General features: G+C 43.5%; 20 protein-coding genes. 3 read left to right on the forward strand and 17 right to left on the reverse strand.

The window, feature by feature from the left end; genetic code table 11:
* Window positions 1–18 precede the first annotated feature (18 nt).
* From SB24_RS01215 to SB24_RS01235, 5 genes are all read right to left on the reverse strand, one after another.
* Entirely contained in the window at window positions 19–267 is a 249-nt protein-coding gene (locus SB24_RS01215; protein ID WP_014417817.1) for an acyl carrier protein, read from the reverse strand.
* A gap of 65 nt (window positions 268–332) precedes the next feature.
* Complete coding sequence (gene fabD, locus SB24_RS01220) at window positions 333–2,573, reverse strand: ACP S-malonyltransferase (protein ID WP_031379106.1); 2,241 nt, start codon at window positions 2,571–2,573, stop codon at window positions 333–335.
* 1 nt (window position 2,574) lies between these two features.
* Entirely contained in the window at window positions 2,575–3,549 is a 975-nt protein-coding gene (locus tag SB24_RS01225) for an acyltransferase domain-containing protein (RefSeq protein WP_012117590.1), read from the reverse strand.
* 136 nt (window positions 3,550–3,685) lie between these two features.
* Window positions 3,686–4,555: an ACP S-malonyltransferase gene (gene fabD / locus SB24_RS01230; RefSeq protein WP_015417505.1), complete on the reverse strand. Its 870-nt coding sequence runs from the start codon at window positions 4,553–4,555 to the stop codon at window positions 3,686–3,688.
* A 314-nt stretch (window positions 4,556–4,869) separates the two neighbouring features.
* On the reverse strand, window positions 4,870–5,547 hold the full coding sequence (locus SB24_RS01235) for an MBL fold metallo-hydrolase (protein ID WP_003154103.1): 678 nt from the start codon (window positions 5,545–5,547) through the stop codon (window positions 4,870–4,872).
* A gap of 1,532 nt (window positions 5,548–7,079) precedes the next feature.
* Between SB24_RS01235 and SB24_RS01240 the strand changes: the two genes are divergently transcribed.
* Both SB24_RS01240 and SB24_RS01245 read left to right on the forward strand, forming a co-directional pair.
* Window positions 7,080–7,601 (forward strand): hypothetical protein, encoded by a 522-nt coding sequence (locus tag SB24_RS01240; protein ID WP_015417503.1) that lies wholly within the window; start codon window positions 7,080–7,082, stop codon window positions 7,599–7,601.
* An 86-nt stretch (window positions 7,602–7,687) separates the two neighbouring features.
* The gene (locus SB24_RS01245) at window positions 7,688–7,897 is read left to right on the forward strand and encodes a hypothetical protein (RefSeq protein WP_015239884.1); all 210 of its coding nucleotides are present in this window, start codon (window positions 7,688–7,690) and stop codon (window positions 7,895–7,897) included.
* 1,035 nt (window positions 7,898–8,932) lie between these two features.
* On the opposite strand, the gene SB24_RS01250 is transcribed toward SB24_RS01245, so the two are convergent.
* Window positions 8,933–9,235 (reverse strand): hypothetical protein, encoded by a 303-nt coding sequence (locus tag SB24_RS01250; RefSeq protein ID WP_007409833.1) that lies wholly within the window; start codon window positions 9,233–9,235, stop codon window positions 8,933–8,935.
* 438 nt (window positions 9,236–9,673) lie between these two features.
* On the opposite strand from SB24_RS01250, the gene SB24_RS01255 reads away from it, so the two are divergent.
* Window positions 9,674–10,291, forward strand: a complete 618-nt coding sequence (locus tag SB24_RS01255) for a site-specific integrase (RefSeq protein ID WP_052250227.1) — start codon at window positions 9,674–9,676, stop codon at window positions 10,289–10,291.
* Window positions 10,292–10,342: 51 nt separating this feature from the next.
* Here SB24_RS01255 and mutL read toward each other — a convergent pair whose 3' ends face one another.
* The 11 genes from mutL to SB24_RS01310 all read right to left on the reverse strand — a co-directional run bounded on the left by mutL (window position 10,343) and on the right by SB24_RS01310 (window position 24,686).
* Complete coding sequence (mutL, locus tag SB24_RS01260) at window positions 10,343–12,217, reverse strand: DNA mismatch repair endonuclease MutL (RefSeq protein ID WP_039251463.1); 1,875 nt, start codon at window positions 12,215–12,217, stop codon at window positions 10,343–10,345.
* Between the two features lie 15 nt (window positions 12,218–12,232).
* Complete coding sequence (gene mutS, locus SB24_RS01265) at window positions 12,233–14,818, reverse strand: DNA mismatch repair protein MutS (protein ID WP_039254933.1); 2,586 nt, start codon at window positions 14,816–14,818, stop codon at window positions 12,233–12,235.
* A gap of 118 nt (window positions 14,819–14,936) precedes the next feature.
* Window positions 14,937–15,482 (reverse strand): outer spore coat protein CotE, encoded by a 546-nt coding sequence (gene cotE, locus SB24_RS01270; protein WP_003154111.1) that lies wholly within the window; start codon window positions 15,480–15,482, stop codon window positions 14,937–14,939.
* Between the two features lie 254 nt (window positions 15,483–15,736).
* Window positions 15,737–16,168 (reverse strand): regulatory iron-sulfur-containing complex subunit RicA, encoded by a 432-nt coding sequence (locus tag SB24_RS01275; protein WP_003154113.1) that lies wholly within the window; start codon window positions 16,166–16,168, stop codon window positions 15,737–15,739.
* 2 nt (window positions 16,169–16,170) lie between these two features.
* On the reverse strand, window positions 16,171–17,700 hold the full coding sequence (gene miaB, locus SB24_RS01280; RefSeq protein WP_012117585.1) for a tRNA (N6-isopentenyl adenosine(37)-C2)-methylthiotransferase MiaB: 1,530 nt from the start codon (window positions 17,698–17,700) through the stop codon (window positions 16,171–16,173).
* A gap of 142 nt (window positions 17,701–17,842) precedes the next feature.
* A complete protein-coding gene (locus tag SB24_RS01285) occupies window positions 17,843–19,021 on the reverse strand; it encodes a glycine C-acetyltransferase (protein WP_029325912.1) in 1,179 nt (392 codons plus the stop codon).
* Window positions 19,022–19,033: 12 nt separating this feature from the next.
* Window positions 19,034–20,080, reverse strand: a complete 1,047-nt coding sequence (tdh, locus tag SB24_RS01290; protein WP_039251466.1) for an L-threonine 3-dehydrogenase — start codon at window positions 20,078–20,080, stop codon at window positions 19,034–19,036.
* 257 nt (window positions 20,081–20,337) lie between these two features.
* Complete coding sequence (gene spoVS, locus SB24_RS01295) at window positions 20,338–20,598, reverse strand: stage V sporulation protein SpoVS (RefSeq protein WP_003154135.1); 261 nt, start codon at window positions 20,596–20,598, stop codon at window positions 20,338–20,340.
* Between the two features lie 199 nt (window positions 20,599–20,797).
* Window positions 20,798–21,592 (reverse strand): TIGR00282 family metallophosphoesterase, encoded by a 795-nt coding sequence (locus SB24_RS01300; RefSeq protein WP_003154137.1) that lies wholly within the window; start codon window positions 21,590–21,592, stop codon window positions 20,798–20,800.
* Between the two features lie 60 nt (window positions 21,593–21,652).
* Window positions 21,653–23,212, reverse strand: coding sequence for a ribonuclease Y (gene rny / locus SB24_RS01305; RefSeq protein ID WP_003154140.1), 1,560 nt, complete (start codon window positions 23,210–23,212; stop codon window positions 21,653–21,655).
* 292 nt (window positions 23,213–23,504) lie between these two features.
* On the reverse strand, window positions 23,505–24,686 hold the full coding sequence (locus SB24_RS01310) for a serine hydrolase domain-containing protein (protein WP_039251468.1): 1,182 nt from the start codon (window positions 24,684–24,686) through the stop codon (window positions 23,505–23,507).
* Window positions 24,687–24,825 lie beyond the last annotated feature (139 nt).

Genomic DNA, 24,825 nt, shown 5'->3' on the forward strand with positions numbered 1-24,825 from the left:
GATTATTTCACCGTTTTATCAGACAGCCTGTACCTTTTCATAAAGCTTTGCCGCCAATTCGCCGATGTTTGACACTCCCGTCAGCTCAACACGCGGGATCTGCAGTGATAATTCTTCAAGCATCATCGTGATAATTTCGGCGCGGTCCACTGAATCCGCCCCCAGATCAACTAACCGGTCTTCCTGTGAAAGCTGTTCGCCTTCTAAATCAGGCAAAACCTCGTAGATTGTGTTCTGCAGCAATTCAAAGATTTTTTCTTTACTCATTGTCAGTTCCTCCCTGTTTCATTTTTTATGAATATTCCATGTTTTCAATCTATCATTTCGTCTTGTCAACACGTTTGCAAAAATGAACCTAACTTCTGATTCAAAAGCGTGGCCGTCTCTTCCATAAGCCGCAGGCCGATACCATCGGCATGGCGGTTTTTCCAGGACTCCAGCTCCGTACCTTTCACCCATTGATTAAAGGCGCCTAATGCCGGGCCGCAATGAATCTGGAAGTCTACCTTGGCATCCGGGTCACCTTTAATCGCCGAAGCAGAACTTTGCCTGAAATACCATTTGAATATGAGCGCCATTTTCTGTTTCGGATTCCGTTCGGCTTTTGAAATGTCTTCATTCGAATAATGAGCCTTCACTTTGTCATAAATACTGCTTACACTTGCCTTAAAATACTTCTCTTCTATTTGTCTGAGTGTCTTTTCATCAATTTCTTCAATTGAGCGGTGACGCTGATACAGTTCATGCAGCTTAGAGGCGCGGGTCGGAAAGAACAGCCCTTTCTTTAATACCTGCACCTTGCTGCCTGATTCAAACATATCGCCGGCCGGCGCGTAGGCCGTGTCCTGTACATTCATCTGCTGCAGGAGGTCCTTTACGAGGCTGCTCGTCGCTGCCTCAACGGTGCATTGGTTAATAGATCCGGTCACAATAAAATCAGCGCCGAGCATAAATGCGGCCATGGCAGCCTCGGGCGTTCCGATTCCCCCTGCGGCTCCGATGCGGACGGTTTTGCCGTATCGGTATTTTTTCATCATGTCATCTCGTAAACGGATGATCGCCGGCATGAGACTGTAAGCAACTCCGCCGTCAGTGTGGCCGCCTGAATCAGCCTCTACGCAGATGTCATGCGCAACGGGTATTTCTCTCATCAGACTTGCTTCTTCAGCGGTAATTTTGTTTTCGGCTGCAAGTTTCTGCAGAATGTGATCAGGCGCCGGGCTGAGAAACGCTTCCGCTACTTCCGGACGGGACAGCTTGGCGATAATCCGCTGACGCGCTATTATTTGTCCGCCGGCACCGCGTTTTAACCCCTTAGCGCGAAACCTTACTAAAGCGGGAGTAACCGTTAAAAACGCTGATGCTTCCAAGTTCTGAATCCCATGCTTCAGTAAAAGATCAATCATTTTTTCTTCTGAATCTGTATGCTTCATGTTATGTACAACATTTATGCCGAAGGAACCGCCGTCACGAAGCTCATGCTGAATTGACAAAATGACGTCCTCAACGTGCGCGATGTTCAAACCGCCCGTTCCGAAAAAGCCCATCATTCCTTTTTCGGCCAGTTTGACGACCATTTCCTTCGAAGAAATTCCCCGGTACATGCCGCCGGCCAAGTAGGCGTATTTCAATTGATAATCGCGCTTAAACTCTTCATTTCCTAAAGACGCCGCCGTAATTGAGCTTTTTCCAGCCTCAGCCGGGACTTTGATTTCATCTGTTATCGGCTCCGCTTCAGCCGTAATTCTTTGTATCAGCCCCGTCAGCACTTTTCCGGGACCGATTTCCTCAAAGCTCATGTTCTTTCTTCCCATTAAGAAACGGATGCTGTCTGTCCAGTTCACCGATCCCGTTATTTGTCCGGTGAGTGTCTCTTTCAGCTCTCTCTGCTCATAGGGTCTTGCCGTCACATTTGAAATGACCGGGATGGACAGCGGCTTAAAATGGAAAGATTCAATAAACCGTGAAAACTCTTCCTTCGCTTCCAGCATGTATCTGGAATGAAAGGCGCCGCTGACATTTAAGCGGTGAACCATTTTCACGCCGTTTACGGCTTCAAAAACGGATGCTGCTTTTTCAATATCTTCTTTATATCCGGAAATGACAATTTGCTGCGGTGTGTTCATGTTGGCGATATCAATCATATCCAAGTGATTTTCTCTTAAAACATCCGTCACCTGCTCATGAGTCAGGCCGATCACCGCTGCCATGCCGCCTCCTTTTGCGCGGCTCATCAGTTCGCCCCTTTTTTTGACCAGCTGTAAGCCTTCTTCAAAACCAAAGGCGCCCGAAGCGTATAACGCGTTATATTCGCCCAAACTGTGTCCGGCGGTAAAATCCGGTTTCAAGCCGGTTTCTTCTGTTTTTTTCAAATAACTGAGGGCATTGACGACATAGAGCGCCGGCTGAGTGAATTGAGTCTGATTGAGACGTTCTCCGTCCCGGCACAGCTCCTGAATGGAATATCCGAGAATGTGATCGGCCTTTGCGGTTAATTCAGGATAGCGGCCGAACAGGTCTTCCCCCATCCCTATTCTTTGCGAGCCTTGGCCTGGAAAAACAAAGCTGATCATCTTACAGTCTCCTTCCGGGCGGTGATAAAATGCTGTCTTCTATTTGCTGCAAATGTGTTTGTTCTTTATGAAACGGCGTCATAATGGCACGGATGCGTTCAGCCGATCCTGCGGGAAGAATCTGTTTGGCAAATGCGGCCAATGTTCCGGAAGGCCCGGCATCGATATACAATCCTTTTTGGCGGCTGTCTGCGAATTGAAGCGCTTCGCGGAATCGAATCGGCTTTCTTACGATATCCCAGAAAAAGTCCGCTTGTATATCGGTCTCAGCCTCTCCGGTCGCACTGGAGATGTACGGTATAAACGGAGTCCGGATTGATTTCTGAGCTAAAAAGCGCTTGTACGGCTGTTCCGCCTGATCAACCAGCGCTGAGTGAAACCCGTAAGATACCGGCAATAGCTGATGAGGAATCTGCTTTTCTCTCAGATCGTCCATGATCTTTTTGATATGTTCCCGCTCTCCCGAGATGACAAAGTGAGAATGATAGTTTACAGATGCCAATTCACTATGTTCGCCGAGCAGCGGATCATCTTGATATAAAGCCGGATCACCCAGTATCGCAAGCATGCTGCCGTTACGGCAAGTTTCCGTAACGATTCGGGCCTGTTCCAGCACGCAATCTAAAGCATCCTCGGCGCTCAGCACGCCCGACACAGCGGCCGCTGCATACTCTCCGAGGCTTGCTCCGATCACATAATCGGGACGTATGCCTCTTTGCTCCAAAGCATATGCAAGTGCGTACTCAGCCATAAAAATGGCAGGATGGCTGAAAAGAAGGCGGTCAAATGGATCAGACAGACGATTGCCTGTATGATACATCTCTTTAAGGACAGAGTAACCGAAACGGCTGACTGCAAAATCGTCCAAGTCAAGCATTTTCTGCCGAAAAGCGGCGTTATGTGCAAACAGCTCTTTCCCCATTTGATAGTATTGGGAACCCTGTCCAGAAAACATGAAAACAATTGGCTGGTTCATTAGTTCTCCTTTTTGCTCTTTATTTTTTCAAAATATTGATTTATGAGTTTTTCGTGATGTCGTGTGCAGGTGAAGTGGTCGTGATGCTGTATGGCTGGCACTATTGTGTGAGATAAGAATTTTGACTTGCGTTCCGCTACATGGCGGGTGAAGCTTCAGTTTCTTTTTTGATGCGGTGAATAAGTCCTGTCAGCACATGGCCCGGGCCGACTTCTTCAAATTCCATCCGCCCTTTGTCCAGCAGATAGCGGATGCTGTCGTTCCATCGCACTGAATGGTCGATCTGATCGGCCAGAACGGAGTGGATTCCGTCTTGCTCATAAGGTCTGGCATGCACATTAGAAATGACAGGAATTGATATAGCAGAAAAATGAAATGACTGTAAAAATTTTTCGAACTCTTGTTTTGCTTCACTCATATACCTCGAGTGAAAAGCGCCGCTTACGTTTAACGGATGAAACATCGTAACGTCTTTTAATCCTTCGAATACGCTTTTGGCTCTTTCAATGTCTTCTTTGCGTCCGGATATGACAACTTGGTGAGGAGAATTCATATTGGCAATATCAATCGTATGTAATCCGTGCGTTTGAAGGGCGTCTGACACTTGAGCTGCAGTTAACCCCATAACAGCGGCCATTTTTCCGTCAGTGGCCATACTCATTAATTCGCCTCTTTTACGGACAAGCTGCAGGCCGGTAATAAAATCAAACGCACCTGCTGCAAACAGCGCATTATATTCTCCCAAACTGTGGCCGGCCACATAATCCGGCTTTATGTCATTGTCTTGGATTTTTTTCAAATAGCTTAACGCGTTTACAACATATAAAGCAGGCTGGGTGAACTGCGTCTTGTGAAGGTTGGAATACGGATTCTCAAGACAAAGCCGTTTCATGGAATATCCGAGTGTTTCATCAGCCTGCTCCGTTAAGTCTTTAAATTCATCAAACAATGAGCTCCCCATTCCCTGCTTTTGAGAACCTTGTCCGGGGAATAAGTATGTGATCATTTTCTCAGCCATCCTTTCTCGGATTCAGATAAGAAGCATGTTCAAGTTGATAGTAACTTCACAAAAATACCATGTCAAGTTAATTTATCCTATGCGAACTCCTGAATAATGCCTATTTTTCCCTGTCGAAAGGCGGGCTCAGGGCTTTCGGAACAGGCGTAAGCAGAATGTCCCATCCGGCCTGCCCGGCGTTCTCTTCCGCAAACTCCCGTTACTCAGCCATTCATCACCAGAAATCTAGTAATAACTACCATTCCATTTCAGAACTTCTTTGCCTCAAAAGAAAAGCTAGTTAGAAAGAACTAAATCACACATTACTTAAAATGAAACAGCCCTTTTTGATTTTTTCTGTTGCGGAAATTCACAAAATGTTCTTTTTTTTCAATCTGAAAGTAAATATTGTTTTTCAAAAGACTCTCCATTTTTTGACCCGGCTTCTCCCCGAAGGAGTGCCCCGGATACACACGCACATGCGGCGGAATGGAGGCTTTGATCCTCTGTATACTGTGAAACATATCTTCAGCTGAGCTGCCCCTGTCCTCACATATACCACACCCTTCTGTAAACACGGTGTCACCGGTAAAAAGATGATCAGATAGCAAATAGCACATTCCCCCGGCCGTATGTCCCGGGGTCAGTATACTTCTGATGATAAACCCTCCGGCCGCAAAGGTTTGGCCGTCTTCAAGCGCTATTAAGTTTCTGCACCGGAATTGATAGAAATCGATTTCCGCCGACGACATGTATATATCAGAATGATAGATTTGCTGAAGCGGCTCCGCCAAGTTTACATGGTCATAATGCGAATGTGTTAATAAAATAGCTGATAAATCAACATCCAATTCATGCAGTTTATCGGTTATTTTATCGATTTCCCAGGACGGGTCCACCGCTATCGCAGATTTTTTTGAGCGGTCTGCGATAATATAACAATAGTTGGACCACATCTGGTGATAAGTTTTGATTTGATGCACTTCATATGTATGATCCATTGTCACCATTCCCATTTAAAAGATCCGGGCAGACTGCTGCCGCCGCCCAGCCGACTGTAACCACTTTACCAGATGACACCACGTTTTTCCATGGATTTTCCGGTAAAGTTAAAAAAACTTTCTGCTCCCGCCAAAAGCACCAGTCTGGACCTTTTTTACAAATTGCTATGCTGATATATAAGGAAATTAGAATATTAATTTAGATGAATTCTTTAGGGAATTTTATTCAGAAAATGAAGGATGAATATGAGTTTCGGATAAAAAGAAAACAAATTGAGCTTTTGTTTTGAAAAGCAATTGCCGAAGCGGCCGAAGGGGATGATCAGTTTTTAGAAATGATCCGCAATCAAGATTATTATTTCAATCCTTTCTTCAAGATAATACCGAATTGCAACGTTATGTTGACATTAACATAATTAGATTTAGAAAAGTACAGCGTAATTTACACTCTTTTCTTTTGTGAAAACACCATTTTAAAAATCAGTCCTAGCTGCAACAATTCACGAAAGCGCCGCGCATGAAAAAAGACGCCAGTTGAAGACGATTAATATTTGATCTGCTGCCCAATGATTTAAGCATATTTTGATCAAATTGAACAAACAGGCGCAACATCAACTGATAAAACAATTGCCCCAATAATTGATCATAAAATATCCAGATTACCAAAAGGAGGTTTTATAAAAATTAAAATTCTTAGGGACTTCCCTTAAGGCAGGGATCAACATACTTTTAGAACAGCTAGTCTAGTTGCTATATTTTCGCCTAAACTTTTACTTAATGATTTTATATTAATTTTGATTTACACAGTAAAAAGATAAACCTCATTTATCTTCTTCAATTGTCCAATAAATCTTTAATCAGAATTAACAAAAACATCTGATCTCCTTGTCAAATAATCGAATATTATACGTTTATAAGAATGAGATAGATCCATACTTTTATATATAATTCTATTATTTACACTTATAATATTTTCCATTTAGGTACGATATACCTATTTACCTAAAAAATCCATATTGCTAGAATAGCAACTAAGGAAGGAGGAGTAATTAACTGTGTTCAATCCAAAAACAGAGAATAAATCGAAAATCAACATTTTAAGCTCTGTTTAATATTGGAGGCTCATACTATTTCAAAAAGCATTTTACTTACAGGGTCTTTAGTCTTTTCTCTCTATATGTTGTCAAACAATCGGGCTACAGATTCTAAATAAACAGCTATGAATTATGCATCACTTTTCAGGAGATAAAACAAATTTTCTTACAAATTAAAGTGTTTCTCAATCTATAAAAGTTGTAATTAGGTATGTATTAAATCATAAAACAAAGTTTTTGGCAGGAAACAGAATTAGAATTGAACTTGAAGCCAGGTTTACTAAGATTGAACCTGCCTTTAGAGATTTGATTGGTTATCCGGTAAATTATCAAATCCAAACATTATCGATAAAACATTACTCATTTTACAATATTGGTTATCTTGGGTTTCCAGAGAAGATCAAAAAACAATAATATAGATTAAACGGAGGATTAACAATGAAAAAGTCTGTAACTAAAGGTCTTATTATGTCCACTGTCGCAAGTGTATCTATTTTTTCATTAGTTCCACTAGCAGGAGCTGTTTCAGCAGAAAAAGAAGTCCAAACTAATCAAACAATACAAAGCCAATATCAAAACGAAGCAGTCTTACATAAAACTGCACAATTACCGAAAGATAACGTTAGTCTTGACGAAATAGCTAAACACTTTGAATTAACCAAAAGTGAAACAAATCAACTTAAAGAAGCTGTTAAAACTGTTAAAGAAAAACAAGGGTCGGAGTTTACTGCTCAAGGTAAATTGTCCTGGGCTGTAAAAGCACTCAGAGCAGCTTGGGATGCAATACCTACTAAGGTTAAAGCTGCTATGGGCGGAATCGGCGGTTTTGAAATAATTCTTAATACCATCGACAATTTTACTGGTGCGGTTGAAGATGCGTGCTATGCGGGTGCTTTAAAAGTAACTGGGAACCCAACAGCCGCTTGGTGGATTACTAAAACTCTTATGCTTTTCCTTTAAACGGGACTATTGTTGGTGTTTAACAAATTTATCCTGTGTTAAGCTTTAAAGTGATTATTTCTAAAGTGTTAAGACAGGAGGTAACTATGGAAGATAAAAGTAACGCTGAACCGAGCCCAAAAGCTATAAAAATTCTAACTTACATTATTCCTATAGTTTTAATAGGGCTTATCCTTGTTCTTAAGAATATTAATACCGCAGCAGCAGAAATTTCATTTTATATCGTTGCTATCGGTGTGGTTCTCTTAGTGGTTTTCAGTTTGATCAAAAATAGAAAAAACCGCAGGAAGAACTAAATGTAAGGGGGGCTAATTACTAGTCCCCCTTGACTAACTTGCGGATAGTATAACCTGCCAAATTCGAATTTTATTTAAATTCCCCCTCCATCTCCTCCCTGTGAATTTGGAAAAGCAGCTGGATGTTAAACAAATTATTTTCATGATTTACGGCATACAGATGCAACAATTATACCAGAAATTAAAAAACTCAAAAGTTATCTCTGACAGGCTGGGTCATTCAAACTAGTAAGGCTGCTTGTGGGCAAATAACGGTTTAGTCTCACATAAATCATTGTTCTTGCATCACACGCTTAAACATCTTCTCCATCTCATACGTACTGTTATTTTAGTTTTTTGACAATAAACCATGATTACTCAAAACATTGATATTTCAGAGCTTCTAATAGTTTTCTGGGTAAATATTTTTATTAAATTAGCATGGTTAGACATAAAGAGAGCAGCCTCCTTTTTTGATGATAATAAATATGATGATGAGTGGACCGAGAATGGTTACAAAATTAAATTTAAGCGAACCCCTATTATAAATATAGCGGATGTTTATATCTAAGAAATAGTCTTAACTTTTTAATTTAAGGGAATGAAAGATATGCTGACTCAGAAAGGAAATATACCGTATTATACTTAACATGAGCTACCGATGTAAAAGGCCAGTTAAAGAGAAAAACAGGAAAAAGCGAAATAGATTTACGTGCAGTTGTAAAAAGTCTCATGCGACAAGGAGAGGTTCCGTAAGACAAAATACAAAATTGCATCATCTAAAAAAGCCCAAACTCTAAAAAGTTGGGCTTTTAATTTAAGCGGGGAGAAAGCGATTTGTAGCCTTAAAATAAAGTTTGATTAAATGAACTTAATAAACCTTGATAAAAGTACAAATAGAAAAAACGTGTTTTGAAAAAAAGATTGATCAAAACACGTTTTTTCTATATTCATTTCAATCATCGTTTTATAAAAAAGTTTGATCATTTTATGTCTAGAATCTTCAACAAACGCGCAGTCTGAGGAATAGTACCTTATAATAAAAACTGCTGAGTGCTACCTAGACTGAATACTCCACCCATGTGTTTTAAGCTTTTTTATATAATCTTCAACACTAATTTTTTCAACTTCAATTGCTAACGGCGTCAGTGAAACAAGGCACTCATTTGAAGTATAATTTATTGTAACTTTTACCACCTCGTATCCATTATGGAAACCTGAATCAAATCCAGGATCGTCAATTATATCTCCTACTTGAGGGCGAAAGTCAGATTCAAATGTTTTCACTAATGTTTGAGTATTTTCCTCTGTAGGTTCTTGATTAATTGATGAGACAAATAATATTAAATTTATATTCAAAGCATTTCCCCCCCTTTCTATGCTGTTTAAATAATCTTTAGTTTAATTCTATTGTTATTGATGATAACAAATTTTAACTTGCATCACAAATTAATTGTGCCATTAAATGGACCGTTTGTTGAATTCTAAAAATCTGTATTGTTAATGTGATTCTATCAAACTTTTTTATAAATTATCGGACTTTGTTTTACATAATCAATCTTTATTTTAAAGCTACACGATTAAGTTTTTTAGTCCTCCCCTGTTTTTCTTTTATTTGATTTTACTACTATCCCCGTAATTTGCACAAATGGAAAAACCGCAATATGATTGCGGTCTGCTGTGAATCTGTATTTGAAGTTATTCAGTCCGCTCATCAGCTTGCGGCTTTAGTAAGATGGTTAAGACAATTCCTGATAATATCAAAACATTTCTATAAAAAAAGATTCGGATTATAGAATGCTTAAAGACAATTACCTGGACAAGGAACAAGTATCTGTCTTTATGGAGGCAGCAAAATCTTCTAAATATCATCATTACATGATCGCTTTAACTCTTTTAAGGACCGGCTTAAGAAAAGGTGAACTCATTGCTTTATATTGGTCCGATATTGACTTTAATAACAAAACTTTAAGGATTGCTAAATCTAAGAACGAGTTTGGAATCATAGCACCTAAAACCCGTAAAAGTGTTAGAACTATAAGCATCGATGACACTTTAATTAAAGAGATGAAAAAGTTTAAGGAATGGCAAGAAAAAAATAAAATAAAACACGGTGATAATTATAACCAGTCTCCCTTTTTTATTACCAACCATAAGGGAGATGACCTTGGACCGTTTGGAATTGATAAAGTCATAGATTCCTTGCTAAAGAAAACTGATCTGCACCACATTACTCCACATGGTTTGAGACACACACACGCCATTATGCTGCTAGAAAGTGGTGCAGATATCAAATTTGCAAGTGAGAGACTCGGTCATACGGATGTGAAAATGACAGCTGATGTCTATATCCATATCTTGCAGAATCACAATCAAAAAAGCATTAATCAGTTTGATGAATACCTAAACAGCTAAAATCAGTGGGCAAAATGTGGGCACGAGAGAGAAATCCCTCACAGAATCCTTCTACATCACACGCTTAAACATCTTCTCCATCTCATACGTGCTGTGATGAATTATGATCGGCCGGCCGTGCGGGCATGTGAACGGGTCTGTCGTTCGGCGCAGGTCATCCAAGAGCGCTTTGATTTCGTCGTTTCGCAAATGGCGGTTCGCTTTGATTGAGCCTTTGCAGCTCATCATAATGGCCGCTTCCTCCCGCAGTTTCTTAATATCGATCTGTTTGGCGTCAAGCACCTGCTGAATGATTTCTTCAATCAGTTCAGCTTCTTCCCCTTTTGGAAACCAGGCCGGATGGCAGCGAACGATGTAGCTGTTCGTGCCGAATGCTTCTAAAAATACTCCGACGCTTTCAAGCTCATGCTGATGCTGGTCAATGATCAGCGCCTCATTTGCCGCATAATGAAAGGTGAGCGGCACGATCATATCCTGCACTTCAGGCTCGACCTGCCCGACTTTCTCCCGGAAATATTCGTATTTAATCCGTTCTTGTGCCGCATGCTGGTCAATGATATACAAGCCGTTTTCGTTTTGGGCTAAAATATATGTCCCGTGCATTTGGCCGATCGGATACATCACCGGAACTCTTTCTTCCCGTATTTCTTCAGCGACAGCTTCCGGTTCCGGAGTATCGGAAACAGGCGCTTCCGGTTCCGGCATGCCGATCTCCGGCGGCACATCGTGATCCGCTTCATTCGGGAGGATCTCTTCTTCTATTATTACCGGCTCAGGCTCTTTTACGACCGAACTCAGCTTCATTGGTGAGTAAGACGGCTCCGGCGTTTTTTCAGGAAGTTTCCGCTCAGGCGCGCTTTCCTCGAATGTCATAAATTGCTGTTCGTTTTTGGCCGGTGCCGGCGCGGATTTTTTCGGGAGCTGGGCGCTCGGAATAAGCCGCTGCTTTTGAAACACTTCCTTTATCCCGTCACGGATCAGCTCATGCAGCTCCGTCTCTTTGCTGAGGCGGACTTCAAGCTTCGACGGATGGACATTGACATCGACCAAAATCGGGTCCATCGTAATTTCGATAAACGTAATCGGATGGCGGCCGATCGGCAGTAGTGTGTGATAGCCCTCATGCACCGCTTTTACAAGCGGGAAATTCTTAATGTATCTTCCGTTAATGACAGATGACATGTAGTTTCTGGATGCACGCGTGATTTCCGGAAGCGCAATGTAGCCCTTGACTTCAAAATCAAGCGAGCTGACATGGAGCGGTATCATTTTTTTCGCAACCGCCGTCCCGTAAATTGCGGCCAGCACATGGCGCACATCCCCGTTACCGTTTGTCTGCAGCAGACTTTTCCCCTGATGGCGGAGACGGATCGATACTTCCGGATGCGCAAGAGCGATCCGGTTGACAACATCCGTAATATTGCCGAGCTCCGTATGCACGGTTTTCATATATTTCAATCTGGCGGGTGTATTGAAAAACAGGTTGGTAACGATAATTTCCGTTCCTTTTCTGCTGGAGGATTTCTGCTCAGAAATGATATTCCCGCCCTGAAGAATGAGATGGGTTCCCGCTCCCTCGCCGATGCTCGTTTTGATTTCCAGATGAGAAACAGATGCGATACTTGGCAAAGCTTCTCCGCGGAAACCGAGTGTTCTCACCCGGAACAGGTCGTTTTCATCTTTGATTTTACTGGTCGCGTGGCGGCGGAAAGCCCGCTTGCAATCATCGGTTTCCATCCCTTCGCCGTTATCGAGCACCCGAATCGACGAAAGCCCCGCTTCCTCTATGTCGATTTCAATGACTGTGCTGTTTGCGTCGATGGCGTTTTCCACCAATTCTTTAACGACTGAGGCAGGCCGTTCGACCACCTCGCCGGCCGCTATTTTATTTGAGAGTTCATCTGAGAGCTGGATGACTTTTGCCAAGTCCGTCACCTCTTTCTATTTTAATTTTTTTTGCAGCTTGTACATTTCATTCATCGCCTCAAGCGGCGTCATATCGAGAATATTAATTGACTTAAAAGCTTCAAGCACTTGTTTTTCTTTATTAGAAACAGCCGGTGCCTTCTGTTCTTTTTCACCGTCAGTAAAAAAGGACAGCTGTGCCGGTTCTTCTCTGACGGCGGACTTTTTCTCAGATACCGCCGGAAGCTCCGGTTTATCCCCCGACTGCTCAAGCTGTTTCAAAATCTCCTGCGCGCGGCTGATCAGATCGTCCGGGAGCTCGGCAAGCTGGGCGACATGAATGCCGTAACTTTTATCTGCGGCTCCTTCTTTGATTTGATGGAGAAACACGACCGTTCCGTTATATTCCTCTGCGCGCACATGAACGTTTTTCAGCTGAGGAAGCTTATCTTCAAGCACCGTCAGCTCATGATAATGCGTGCTGAACAGTGTTTTAGCGCCGATATGATCATGGACATACTCAATAATCGCCTGTGCCAGCGCCATTCCGTCGTACGTTGATGTCCCGCGGCCGATTTCATCAAACAGGATCAGGCTGTCTTTTGTGGCGTTCACAATCGCGTTTTTCGCTTCCAGCATTTCCACCATAAAGGTGCTTTGTCCGGAAATCAAATCATCCGCTGCCCCGATTCTCGTGAAGATTTGATCAAAAATCGGCAGAACCGCTTCTTTTGCGGGCACAAAACAGCCGATCTGAGCCATGATCGATAGAAGTGCGATCTGTCTCATATACGTGCTTTTACCTGACATATTCGGACCCGTAATCAGGAGCATTTCCCGCGAATCGCCCATCAGGCAGTTGTTCGGCACGTATTCTTGACTGTCCATCACCTTTTCAACGACGGGGTGTCTCCCTTCAATGACTTTTACTTCATTATCAGAAAAGACGGGCTTTGTGTAATGCCTGTTTTCACTGATCGTAGCAAAGCATTGCAGTGCGTCCAGCTCACTCATTTGTTTGGCAAGACGCTGCAAGCGCGGAATAAATTGTTTCACCTTTTCACGCAGTCCGGCAAAAAGCTCATATTCCAGCTCGCAGATGTTGTTTTCCGCTTCTAAAATAAGCGCTTCTTTTTCCTTCAATTCCGGCGTAATGTACCGTTCGGCGTTTGTGAGGGTCTGCTTCCGCTCATACCGTCCGTCTTCAAGCAGATGAAGGTTTGCTTTTGTGACTTCAATATAATAGCCGAACACTTTATTGAAACCGACCTTTAATGAACGGATGCCCGTATAAGCGCGTTCCTGCTGCTCCAGTCTGGCAATCCAGTCTTTACCGTTTTTGCTGGCGTCACGGTACTCATCGAGCTTCTGATGATAGCCGTCTTTAATTAAATTGCCTTCTTTTAACGATAACGGCGGGTTTTCATGAAGGGCATCTTCTAACAGGTCAAGCAAATCTCCGCACGGATCAATCAAGCCGGCGCGTTCTTTTGCTTTTTTATGGTTAAGAGACCCTACAAGCTCTTTGATGCTCGGCACTTGTTTTAAAGATTCTTTCAGCTGAATTAAATCCCTTGCGTTGACGTTTCCGAATGCGACCCGGCCCGCCAGACGTTCTAAATCGTATACTTCCTTCAGGCGCTCTCGCAGATCTTCACGCTCAAACAGATGATTGATCAGCGTCTCGACCATTTCCTGGCGTTCTTCGATTTGGGATGCCCTGATCAGCGGGCGGTCAATCCATTGTTTGAGAAGCCGGCCGCCCATCGCTGTTTTCGTCTCGTCTAAAAGCCAAAGCAATGACCCTTTTTTGCTTTTCGAACGGATCGTTTCCGTCAGCTCAAGATTCCGTTTTGAATACAGGTCAATTTTCATCGCTTCTTCCAATTCATATACTTGAACCGGCTGCAGGTGATCCAGGCTCCGTTTTTGCGTTTTTTGCAAATACGTATATAAACGCATAAACGTCTCTGTCAGCTCTTCGCCCGGCAAGTGCTTTGCGATTTCAATGCGTTCTGTTATTTCCCCGTCTTCGATGGAAATCGTGGCGCCGCACCGTTCTTTCAGCTGAGCAGCTGTATGTTCGTTAAACTTGCTCGATACGACAATTTCCTTTGCGCCGACTGAGTAAATTTCTGACATGACATCTTCAATCCGCTCAATAAATACGGCCAGGTTTTCTCCGGTCGTTAAGTCCGATAAAGCGAGACCGTATCCGTCACGAAATTCGGAAACGGAAGCGATAAAGTTGTTTTCCGACTCGTGGATGCCTTTTCCATCCATCACGGTTCCCGGTGTGATCAGCTGGACGACTTCTCTTTTTACAACGCCTTTAGCCGCCTTCGGATCTTCCGTCTGTTCACAGATCGCCACTTTATAGCCCTTTTTAATCAGCTGTTCAATATAAGCCGCCGCGGAATGATAAGGCACGCCGCACATCGGAATTTTATCAGCCGAACCTCCGTCTCTGCTTGTCAGTGTAATTTCAAGCTCTTGTGACGCTTTTTTTGCATCTTCAAAAAACATTTCATAAAAGTCACCAAGCCGAAAAAATAAAAAGGCATCTTGGTGCTCTGCCTTTATCTTCAAGTATTGCTGTATCATAGGCGTGTAACTAGCCATCATTTAATCCCTCACTATGTATCTTCTCTTATCCGAATCCCATTATAACATAAACAAAAGAGTGATATCTTTATATATAAAAAAGAGACTTGGGGTGTTAAACTCCCCTAGCCTCAACTTATTCTTCAGGATCTCCGACTAAAAATTCAGGGTTAATGTCCTCTAATTCTTCATCAAGATCGTCTTCCCAATCATCATCATCGTCTTCTTCCCAGTCAGGATTGACTTCGACGACGACTTTCGTTTCACCGACCACTTCTGCTAAAAATTCTCTCTCTGCCTGAACCACGATTTTATTTCCGTTAGGAGAAATGGTGACTTCAAGACAATTCGGCTGCTGCAGCACTTTGGCAATGACTTCGTGTTCGTCATCTAAGTAATTTGTGTCTCTGTATCTGAGTTTAATCACATCGACATACTTTACTCTCTCGGTTACAACTTCCGTTTTTGTATTATCGGCGTAAGAGTACCAGACGTTTATATCATAATACCCTTCAATTTCTACAGTCTTCCCGATCTTTTCGGCATCGTACTTGTGGTTGATAATCCAGCCGCCCAATATACTTGACGGTTTTTCTCCAGGTGAGATCGTGTTGGTGCATTGGGTGAATTTTCTTCCTTTCGCAACTACCGCTTTCGTAATAATTTCCCTGTATTCAGACATTCCGGCAGGCCTCCTTGTTCTTCTTCGTGTTATCTTATGCTGGGCATTTGTCTCATGTGCATTTTTATAATAAAAATATAAAAATACAAAGTTTCTGTTTCATTGTATGCAGCCCTGCCCAGAAACTTTACTTTTAAGTATGATAAAACTTTCCAGTAAAATGGGACAAAACGGTGAGTCAATGAAAATTTAGTACATATTACAATTAGTTCTCAAATAACAAAAAAAAACACGGGCCGATGAAGGCCCCGTGTTTAAATAGAACAGCTATTATTCGAATGTTTTACTTTTGAACCGGTTTCTCCCGTCAGCAGGTTGCCTCCGGTAGATGTAATGATTTCGTTTGTCACCTGATTTGAGATCGTATGTGCGACAAGCTGAAGAAGGTCATTGACCTCAATCTGGGAATCTCTGAATTCCTGAATGATCGGAATCCCTTCAAGCTCTTCCTGCAGGGCGTCAATTTTACTTTCCACTTGTTTCAGCGCTTCAAGCTTTTCGTAGTGCTTCAGGTTAACGGCTTGCTTTTGCAGAGTTTTAATCTGATTAATAATCGCAGAGACTTTTTCATTTTCGTTAATCTGCGCCTCGGCGCGTTTGAAAAAATCAACTTCTTCTGTTTCAGAAATCATTTTCGCAAGGTTCCTAGCCTGCTGTACAATGTCTTTCTTAGAGTAAAGCGTCATTATTATTTCACCTCGATTGCTTCTCCTGCCATCACACCGTCAAGCGACCATGTTTTCGCCTGTTCGATTTTGACGCGTACAATCTTGCCGATGGCGTCTTTCGGCCCTTTGAAGTTGACGAGCTTGCTTTTTTCCGTATAGCCGGCAAGAATGTCAGGGTTATTTTTGCTTTCTCCCTCAACTAATACTTCGACAGTCCTGCCTTCATATTCCTTCATTTTTTTGGCTGAAATTTCTTTCACCAAATCATTGAGGCGCTGAAGACGTTCTTTCTTGACCCTCATCGGAACATTGTCTTTCATCTTCGCTGCCGGCGTGCCTTCACGAGGAGAGTAAATAAACGTATATGCGCTGTCAAATTCCACTTCGCGATATAACGAAAGCGTTTCTTCAAATTGTTCATCGGTTTCATTCGGAAAACCGACAATAATATCGGTCGTCAGTGAAGCGTTTGGCATCGCCGCTTTAATTTTTCCGACAAGCTCCAGATAGCGTTCTCTGTCATATTTGCGCGCCATCATTTTTAACATCGCTGAGCTTCCTGATTGAACCGGAAGATGGATATGGTCAAGAAGGTTGCCGCCTTTGGCGAGCACTTCGATCAGATGATCATCAAAGTCACGCGGATGACTCGTCGTGAATCGGATTCTCGGAATATCAATTTTACGCAGTTCGTCCATTAAATCACCGAGACCGTACGTCATATCCTCAAAATCTTTTCCGTACGCATTCACGTTTTGACCGAGCAGCGTGATTTCTTTATAGCCTTCGCTTGCAAGTCTTCTGACTTCCTGGATAATTTCCTCAGGACGGCGGCTTCGTTCTTTTCCGCGGGTATACGGTACGATGCAGTATGTGCAGAACTTGTCACAGCCGTACATAATGTTGACCCAGCCTTTAATTTTTCCGTTGCGGACTTTCGGAAGGTTTTCAATGACATCCCCTTCCTTCGACCACACTTCAATGACCATCTCTTTTGATAAATATGCCTCTGATAACAGTTCCGGCAGACGGTGAATGTTGTGCGTGCCGAAAATCATATCGACAAACGGGTGCTTCTTAAGGATGCGGTTTACGACTGATTCTTCCTGTGACATGCAGCCGCAGACGCCGAGAATCAAGTCCGGGTTATTTTTTTTGAGCGCCTTTAAATGGCCGAGCTCTCCGAACACTTTGTTTTCAGCATTTTCCCGGATAGCGCAAGTGTTTAATAAAATAACGTTCGCGTCATCAACCGAATTTGTCGCTTCATAACCGAGCGCCATAAAAATACCCGCCATGACTTCCGTATCATGCTCGTTCATTTGGCATCCGTACGTGCGGATATAAAATTTCCTGCCTTCACCGAGGCCTTTAAATTCTTCTGAGATTTTAAAATCGTTATGATATTGAACGGATTCTTTGCCCCGTTTTTTCGCATCTTTTAAAGAAGGCGGAATATATACGGCTTCAAAATACTTGCTGTAATCCTTTTCGGATGTTTTGTCCGCCGGATTCACTTGTCCGCTTTCCTGCTTTTGCTTTTCATTCATGTTCGAATGTCTCCTTTCAACCGAAACTTCCACCCTCAAGTATACTGGTTAAAAGCGTTTGACACAACCGCCAGCCTATTATTGTACACCTTATTGAGAATAAGAATCAATAAGAAATAAAAAAGAGGGAATCATTTCCCCCTTACACAAGCTGCAGCTCTTTTGCGGCTGAACGGATTACTTCCAGGGCCCGGTCAAGCTCCTCTTTTGTATGCTCCGCCGTAATAATGGTGCGGATTCTCGCTTTTCCTTGGGCGACCGTCGGATACACGATGCTTTGTGCAAAGACGCCGCGGGTCAATAAAAGGTCTGATAATGCCTGGGCTTTTTCTTCCTCCCCTATTAATATCGGCACGATCGGTGTTTCGCTTTTTGTGAGGGTCAGCCCCATTTGAACCAGTTTGTCTTTGAAATACGCCGTGTTCTCCCATAGCTTTTCCATATGCTCAGGCTCTTCCAGCAGGACGTCAATGGCTTCTATGCATGCGGCCGTTACCGCAGGCGGATGAGAAGTGCTGAATAAGAAAGGACGCCCTTTATGGCGCAGGTAATCGATCAGAACCTGCGACCCTGCGGCGTAACCGCCAAGCACTCCGATGGCTTTGCTTAATGTGCCCACCTGTATGTGGACTCTTCCGTCAAGCCCGAAGTGATTAACCGTTCCCCTACCGTTTTTTCCGAGTACGCCGGAAGCATGCGCGTCGTCGACCATCACAAAGGCATCATACGCCTCTGCAAGTTTGACGATGTCAGGCAAAGGAGCGATGTTGCCGTCCATTGAGAATACGCCGTCGGTGACGATCAGGCGCATGCGGTAATTCATTGATTTTTTCAGCACCCTTTCCAAATCGTCCATATCAACATGGCGGTACACCTTTTTATCTGCTTTCGTCAGCCTGATCCCGTCAATAATGGAAGCATGGTTCAGTTCGTCAGAGATCACGATATCTTCTTTTGTAAGAATGCTTGATAAAACGCCCTGATTCGTTGTGAACCCCGATTGAAAAACAAGTGCCGCTTCTGTTTTTTTGAAGTTTGCCAATTTTTTCTCCAGCTCATTGTGCATGGTGAATGTTCCGGCGATTGTCCGGACGGACCCCGTACCCGCTCCGAATTCTTCCGCGGCGCGTTTGGCCGCTTCGACAAGCCTTGGATGCGACGTCAAACCGAGATAATTGTTCGATGAAAGCTGTATCACGTTTTCCCCTTTGACTTCCACCGACGGACCCTGCTTCGTTTCAATTTGTTTCATTTGCTGCCATGTTTTATTTTCTTTCATTTTATCAAGCTCGGCTTTTAGAAATTCAAATTCTTTCATTATAGAACCCTCCCCTTATGGAATCAAAATGACTTTGCCGCACTGGCCCTTTCTCATCAGGTCAAACCCTTTTTCAAAGTCTTCAAGCGGAAACTGATGCGTGATCACCGGCGTCAGATCAACAAGGCCGAATTCAAGCATGTGCGATACCTGCCGCCATGTTTCAAACATTTTTCTGCCTGTGATGCCTTGGACGGTAAGTCCTTTAAACACCACGTCATTTGTCAGGTCAACCGTCACCGGACGTTCCGGCAGACTCAGCATATGGAACCTTCCCCCGTTGGCCGCCATCTTTAATCCTTGTGCGATAGCTGCCGGGTGGCCTGACATTTCGCAGACAAGGTCGATCCCTTCTCCGCCTGTTAAGGTGTCGATCACCTCAAGCGGATCTTCCTTATCAGCTGAAATGGTGATCGCAGCTCCCAATTTCTTCGCAAGAGCCAGCCTGTAATCATTTTTATCAATCGCCGCAATACGGGATGCACCGGCCGCTTTAGCCACCGCCACCGCCATCAGCCCGATCGGTCCGCAGCCGATAATTGCAGCGGAACCGCCCGCAAGCTGGCTGCTTTCCAGCACCGTATGCACCGCGTTGCCAAGCGGCTCTTGAACAGAAGCGACGGCGGGGTCCATATCAGCGGGATTTTCCCAAACATTTCGAGCCGGCACTTTGACATATTCAGCGAAGGAACCGGCTGTATCTACGCCGAGGATCTTTGTATGGGTGCACACATGATGTTTTCCTGTTAAACAAGGGACACAAGTACCGCAGACGAAGTGGGTTTCAGCCGAAACGTAGTCACCTATTTTGACATTTGTGACGTGCTTGCCCGTTTCCGCTATGATACCGCTGAATTCATGTCCGAATACTTGAGGTGTTTTGATTCGTTTCTGCGCCCATTGATCCCAATTATAAATATGCACATCTGTACCGCATATAGATGCGGCCTGTACTTTAATGAGAACTTCATTCTCATTAATGGAAGGTATGGGAATTTCTTTCAGAGTTGCTCCGAAAGCGTTTTCATTTTTGACGATAGCTTTCATCTTTCCTCCCAACATGTACACTCCTCCTCGAAAAAACACTGTAATAACTGGATTGTAACATGAGATAAAAAGGAGGTAAACACCAGTGTCCACTCCGAGAAAACAACTGCTTCCGTCCGAAAAAATGGGCGGGATTTTTTTTGATTATTATATGAATAAAGCCATTTATCATCTCTTCGTACTATCAATATAATATTGTGAGAAAATATGACAACAATAAAAACAACCCGCTCGCCTTACGCAAGCAGGTTGAGAATGTCATGTTTTTGTTTTTAACGGGGTTCGACGATTAACTTAATCGCCGTTCTTTCTTCTCCGTCAATCTGTATATCTGTAAAAGCCGGAATACAAATCAAATCTACGCCGCTTGGCGCGACAAAGCCTCTGGCAATCGCAACCGCTTTAACAGCCTGGTTTAAGGCGCCCGCCCCAATTGCTTGAATTTCGGCGGCTCCGCGTTCCCTCAATACACCGGCAAGCGCGCCTGCTACTGAATTTGGACTTGATTTTGCTGAAACTTTTAAGATTTCCATTTCTGCTCCCCCTTAGTTTTACAATGGATAAGTGAGTGTTCATTAGAACAATCATTATTAGATGTTGCTATCCAAAAAGCCATCCCCACAATGCTTTTCAAAAATAGCGGGCTACCTTCCATTTCTACTATATTCACTAAGAAGTTGCTATATTCCTGCTTTTCCTTTTAATATTTTTATAAAATAAACACATGATCACCTATTCAAAGAACATATGGTCATCATTGATTAATATCCGTTCGATATTTACGGCCTTTTTCGTTTGATCGTCGATGTCAATGAGCACTCCGCTCAGCGTAGTTTTACCTTCCGCCACCGTAAACCGGACGGGAAGATTGGTTTTAAACCGCTTGATGACCGTTTCTCTGTCCATACCGAGAATTCCGTCGTACGGACCCGTCATGCCTACATCAGTAATATATGCCGTTCCTTTCGGCAAAATGCGGTTATCTGCCGTTTGCACGTGTGTATGGGTGCCTACCACGGCAGAGGCTCTTCCGTCTGTGTACCAGCCGATCGCAATTTTTTCGCTTGTCGCTTCGGCGTGAAAATCAATAAAAATGTACGGCGTGCGCTTTTTCGCTTCTTCTATTAATTCATCCGCTTTAGCAAACGGATCATCAAGCGGCGGAAGAAACGTCCGCCCCTGTAAATTAATGACGGCAAGCTCTTTTCCGTTCGATTTAATATAAGTAATGCCTTTGCCCGGCGTACCTTCCGGGAAATTCGCCGGCCGGACAAGATGCGGCACATCATCAATAAAGTCGAAGATCTCTCTTTTATCCCACGTATGGTTTCCCATTGTAATGGCATCTGCTCCCGCTTCCATCAGGCTGTGGTAGATCTTTTCTGTCAGTCCTTTTCCATGTGCTGCATTTTCTCCGTTAATAATTGTAAAATGCGGTTTATGTTTCGCTTTCAGTTTCGGGACATATTCTTTTACCATGTCGCGGCCCGGGGAACCGACAACATCTCCAATAAATAAAATTCTCATACATTCCATTCCTTCCTTTTCAGGGACTCAAAAAAATAAAGTGATGCGCTAAGCATCACTTTATTTTGCATACTCTACGGCTCGAGTTTCTCTGATTACGGTCACTTTAATGTGGCCCGGATAATCAAGCTCGTCCTCAATTCGTTTACGGATATCACGTGCCAAACGATGGGCTTCTAAATCATTAATGGAGTCCGGCTTCACCATGATGCGAACTTCACGGCCGGCCTGAATCGCAAATGATTTTTCAACACCTTCGTAAGACTCGGAGATTTCTTCAAGCTTTTCAAGTCTGCGGATATAGTTTTCGAGCGTTTCACTTCTCGCGCCCGGTCTTGCGGCTGACAGTGCATCAGCGGCAGCGACCAGAACGGCGATAATGGAAGTCGGCTCTTCGTCTCCGTGGTGTGACGCAATACTGTTAATGACGACTGGATGCTCTTTATATTTGGTCGCAAGCTCCACTCCGATTTCCACGTGGCTTCCTTCCACTTCATGGTCAATTGCTTTTCCGATGTCATGCAGAAGACCGGCCCGCTTGGCAAGCTTTGCATCTTCTCCAAGCTCGGAAGCCATTAAACCTGCTAAAAACGCAACTTCCATTGAATGTTTCAGTACGTTCTGCCCGTAGCTTGTACGGAATTTCAACCGGCCGAGGATCTTGATCAGATCCGGGTGGAGTCCGTGAACGCCGACTTCAAACGTCGTCTGCTCACCCATTTCCCGGATATAGTCATCTACCTCACGGCGGGATTTTTCAACCATTTCTTCAATGCGCGCCGGGTGAATACGGCCATCCTGAACGAGTTTATCAAGAGCGATTCTTGCCGTCTCCCGTCTGATCGGATCAAATCCGGAAAGAATGACTGCTTCAGGTGTGTCATCAATAATCAGGTCAATACCTGTAAGCGTTTCAAGCGTACGAATGTTACGCCCTTCACGGCCGATGATACGTCCTTTCATCTCATCATTCGGAAGATTGACGACCGATACCGTCGTTTCGGCAACATGATCTGCTGCACAGCGCTGCAAAGCAAGCGACAGAATGTTTTTCGCCTTTTTATCTGCCTCTTCTTTCGCACGGTTTTCGGTTTCTTTTGTCATGATGGCGATGTCATGTGAAAGCTCATTTTCAACCCGGTCAAGAATGATTTGTTTCGCTTCATCCCGTGTCAGGCTCGAAATGCGTTCGAGTTCTGACTGCTGCATACGAATCATCTCATCCACTTTGCTTTCCATCTCTTCAATATGTTGTTGTCGTTCATTCAGAGAATGATCTTTCTTCTCCAACATCGCTTCCCGTTTATCAATTCCTTCATGTTTACGGTCAAGATTTTCTTCTTTTTGAAGTAAACGGTTTTCTTGTTTTTGAAGCTCATTTCGTCTTTCACGAACTTCCTGTTCAGCATCTATTCGAAGTGTATGGATTTCGTCCTTTGCTTCAAGCAGAGCTTCTTTTTTCAGTGCTTCAGCATCACGCTTTGCATCTTCAAGGATTTGCTCGGCAGCACCGCGTGCGCCCGCAATCTTTGCTTCGGCAATGGTTTTACGAACATAGTAGCCAACAACTAAACCGAGCAGAGTCAGCAAAATGGAGATGAGAACCGTCATTGGGGTCATACTTTCACCTCCTCTTGCTATGAACTTGGTTTTTGCTTAAATAAGTGCCGGCATGTACATTGTCTGATTTTCTCAACATACAGAACCTTCACAGGGAATGAGTCTCTCATGCCCTTGTCAAGTTTAAATGGTTTAACAATCATGTTAAAAAAACAAATGTTACAACTTCATTGTAATTGTGTCGGAAATACTTGTCAAGCTTGCCAGCTTAACGATTCGCCTTCAGCTCGGATCTTCGCCCATGTATATATCATACCATACCTTCATCCGCTTTTCGTGAATGACGGCTCTGTTAGTCCGCCTGGTTAAGCAATTGGTAAATTCTATTGTTTACCTGTCCTAATTTGGCGTTATTCTGAATGTTTGACAGTAATATGACATATTTGCTTGCCGAATGGCTGAAGCTGTTCAAAATGTTGTAACCGGGCATAACACCGTGATTGGAATAGCTTCCCGGATCAATGTAAAACCCCATGCCGTAAGCGGCACTGCTTCCTGCTGTAAACATTTTTGTGAAGCTTTCTTTTGAAAGGAGCGTGCCATTTACGATCCCTTTATCAAATTTATAGAGATCTTCAGCGCTCATATACATGTCGCCCGCCCCGTACAGCTGCGATAAGTCCAGAAGGTGCGGCGTTACAAGACTGCCGCTCTCATCGACTTTGTAGCCGACGGCAGGATATTTGGCTTTGGCAAATGTTTTGTAAAATCCGGCATGCTTCATTCCGGCCGGTTTGAACACGTGTTCTTTTATATATTGTTCATAAGACTCCCCGCTGACTTGAGATACGATATAAGCAAGCACTGAATAGTTGGAATCCCTGTAATCCCAAACCCCGGGCTGCCGTTTAATTCCGCGGTATTCTATATCCTTGATTAAATCAATTGGAGAAATCGGTCCCTGTCCCTCAATATGCCCGTTTATGCCGGACGTATGATTGAGCAGGTTTTTCAATGTAATGCGCGTGCCGTTAGGAAAATTCGGCAAGTATGTACTGACGGGGTCACTCGTCTGCAGCAGCCCTTTTTCTTCAAGCTGCAGGACAGCCGTCGCGATTAACGCTTTTTGTGAAGAACCGATATAATATGATGTCTCCGGATTGTTTTTAATTTTTTGTTTTCGGTCCGCATAGCCAAAGCCTTTTTTCAGCACAACTTTTCCATCTTTTACGATCATTGCCGTGCCGCTGAACCCGATCTGTTGCAGGTAATTGCTGATCTGTTTATTGTGATCGATTGATTTAGGTGTTTTCTCTTTTTGCGTCTTTTCTTTTTTCTGTTGAGTCTGGTCTTTTGAAGTATCAGATTGAGCGGCGGGAGCGTTTTTAACGGATTCCTTCTCCCGGTGATGCGCCGTGACGGTCCAGATCATAATAAAAACAGTGACAAGCAGCAGAAAAAGAAACAGCCCTCCCGTTTTCATCAGCTTCTTCTTTCTTTTTTTGTTAATTCTTGTGCGGCGGGGGCTCGTCATCTTTTTTCCTCCTCAGATATAATTTCAACTTTCGCCATGATGTTAGACGAGTGAAGGGTGAAAAAAGTTGTAACATTTCAGATAAAATTTTCCGAAACAGCCAGTGTTTTTTTAAACACACAAAAAAAGAGCGGAAATT

It is taken from the genome of Bacillus sp. Pc3 (assembly GCF_000815145.1).
Classification (GTDB): domain Bacteria; phylum Bacillota; class Bacilli; order Bacillales; family Bacillaceae; genus Bacillus; species Bacillus velezensis.

What these genes read in the sequence shown, in the direction of transcription:
- SB24_RS01215 (WP_014417817.1), bottom strand. Translation starts at nt 267, where the DNA reads ATGAGTAAAGAAAAAATCTTTGAATTGCTGCAGAACACAATCTACGAG.
- fabD (WP_031379106.1), bottom strand. Translation starts at nt 2,573, where the DNA reads ATGATCAGCTTTGTTTTTCCAGGCCAAGGCTCGCAAAGAATAGGGATG.
- SB24_RS01225 (WP_012117590.1), bottom strand. Translation starts at nt 3,549, where the DNA reads ATGAACCAGCCAATTGTTTTCATGTTTTCTGGACAGGGTTCCCAATAC.
- fabD (WP_015417505.1), bottom strand. Translation starts at nt 4,555, where the DNA reads ATGATCACATACTTATTCCCCGGACAAGGTTCTCAAAAGCAGGGAATG.
- SB24_RS01235 (WP_003154103.1), bottom strand. Translation starts at nt 5,547, where the DNA reads ATGGATCATACATATGAAGTGCATCAAATCAAAACTTATCACCAGATG.
- SB24_RS01240 (WP_015417503.1), top strand. Translation starts at nt 7,080, where the DNA reads ATGAAAAAGTCTGTAACTAAAGGTCTTATTATGTCCACTGTCGCAAGT.
- SB24_RS01245 (WP_015239884.1), top strand. Translation starts at nt 7,688, where the DNA reads ATGGAAGATAAAAGTAACGCTGAACCGAGCCCAAAAGCTATAAAAATT.
- SB24_RS01255 (WP_052250227.1), top strand. Translation starts at nt 9,674, where the DNA reads ATGCTTAAAGACAATTACCTGGACAAGGAACAAGTATCTGTCTTTATG.
- mutS (WP_039254933.1), bottom strand. Translation starts at nt 14,818, where the DNA reads ATGGCTAGTTACACGCCTATGATACAGCAATACTTGAAGATAAAGGCA.
- cotE (WP_003154111.1), bottom strand. Translation starts at nt 15,482, where the DNA reads ATGTCTGAATACAGGGAAATTATTACGAAAGCGGTAGTTGCGAAAGGA.
- SB24_RS01275 (WP_003154113.1), bottom strand. Translation starts at nt 16,168, where the DNA reads ATGACGCTTTACTCTAAGAAAGACATTGTACAGCAGGCTAGGAACCTT.
- miaB (WP_012117585.1), bottom strand. Translation starts at nt 17,700, where the DNA reads ATGAATGAAAAGCAAAAGCAGGAAAGCGGACAAGTGAATCCGGCGGAC.
- tdh (WP_039251466.1), bottom strand. Translation starts at nt 20,080, where the DNA reads ATGTTGGGAGGAAAGATGAAAGCTATCGTCAAAAATGAAAACGCTTTC.
- spoVS (WP_003154135.1), bottom strand. Translation starts at nt 20,598, where the DNA reads ATGGAAATCTTAAAAGTTTCAGCAAAATCAAGTCCAAATTCAGTAGCA.
- SB24_RS01300 (WP_003154137.1), bottom strand. Translation starts at nt 21,592, where the DNA reads ATGAGAATTTTATTTATTGGAGATGTTGTCGGTTCCCCGGGCCGCGAC.
- rny (WP_003154140.1), bottom strand. Translation starts at nt 23,212, where the DNA reads ATGACCCCAATGACGGTTCTCATCTCCATTTTGCTGACTCTGCTCGGT.
- SB24_RS01310 (WP_039251468.1), bottom strand. Translation starts at nt 24,686, where the DNA reads ATGACGAGCCCCCGCCGCACAAGAATTAACAAAAAAAGAAAGAAGAAG.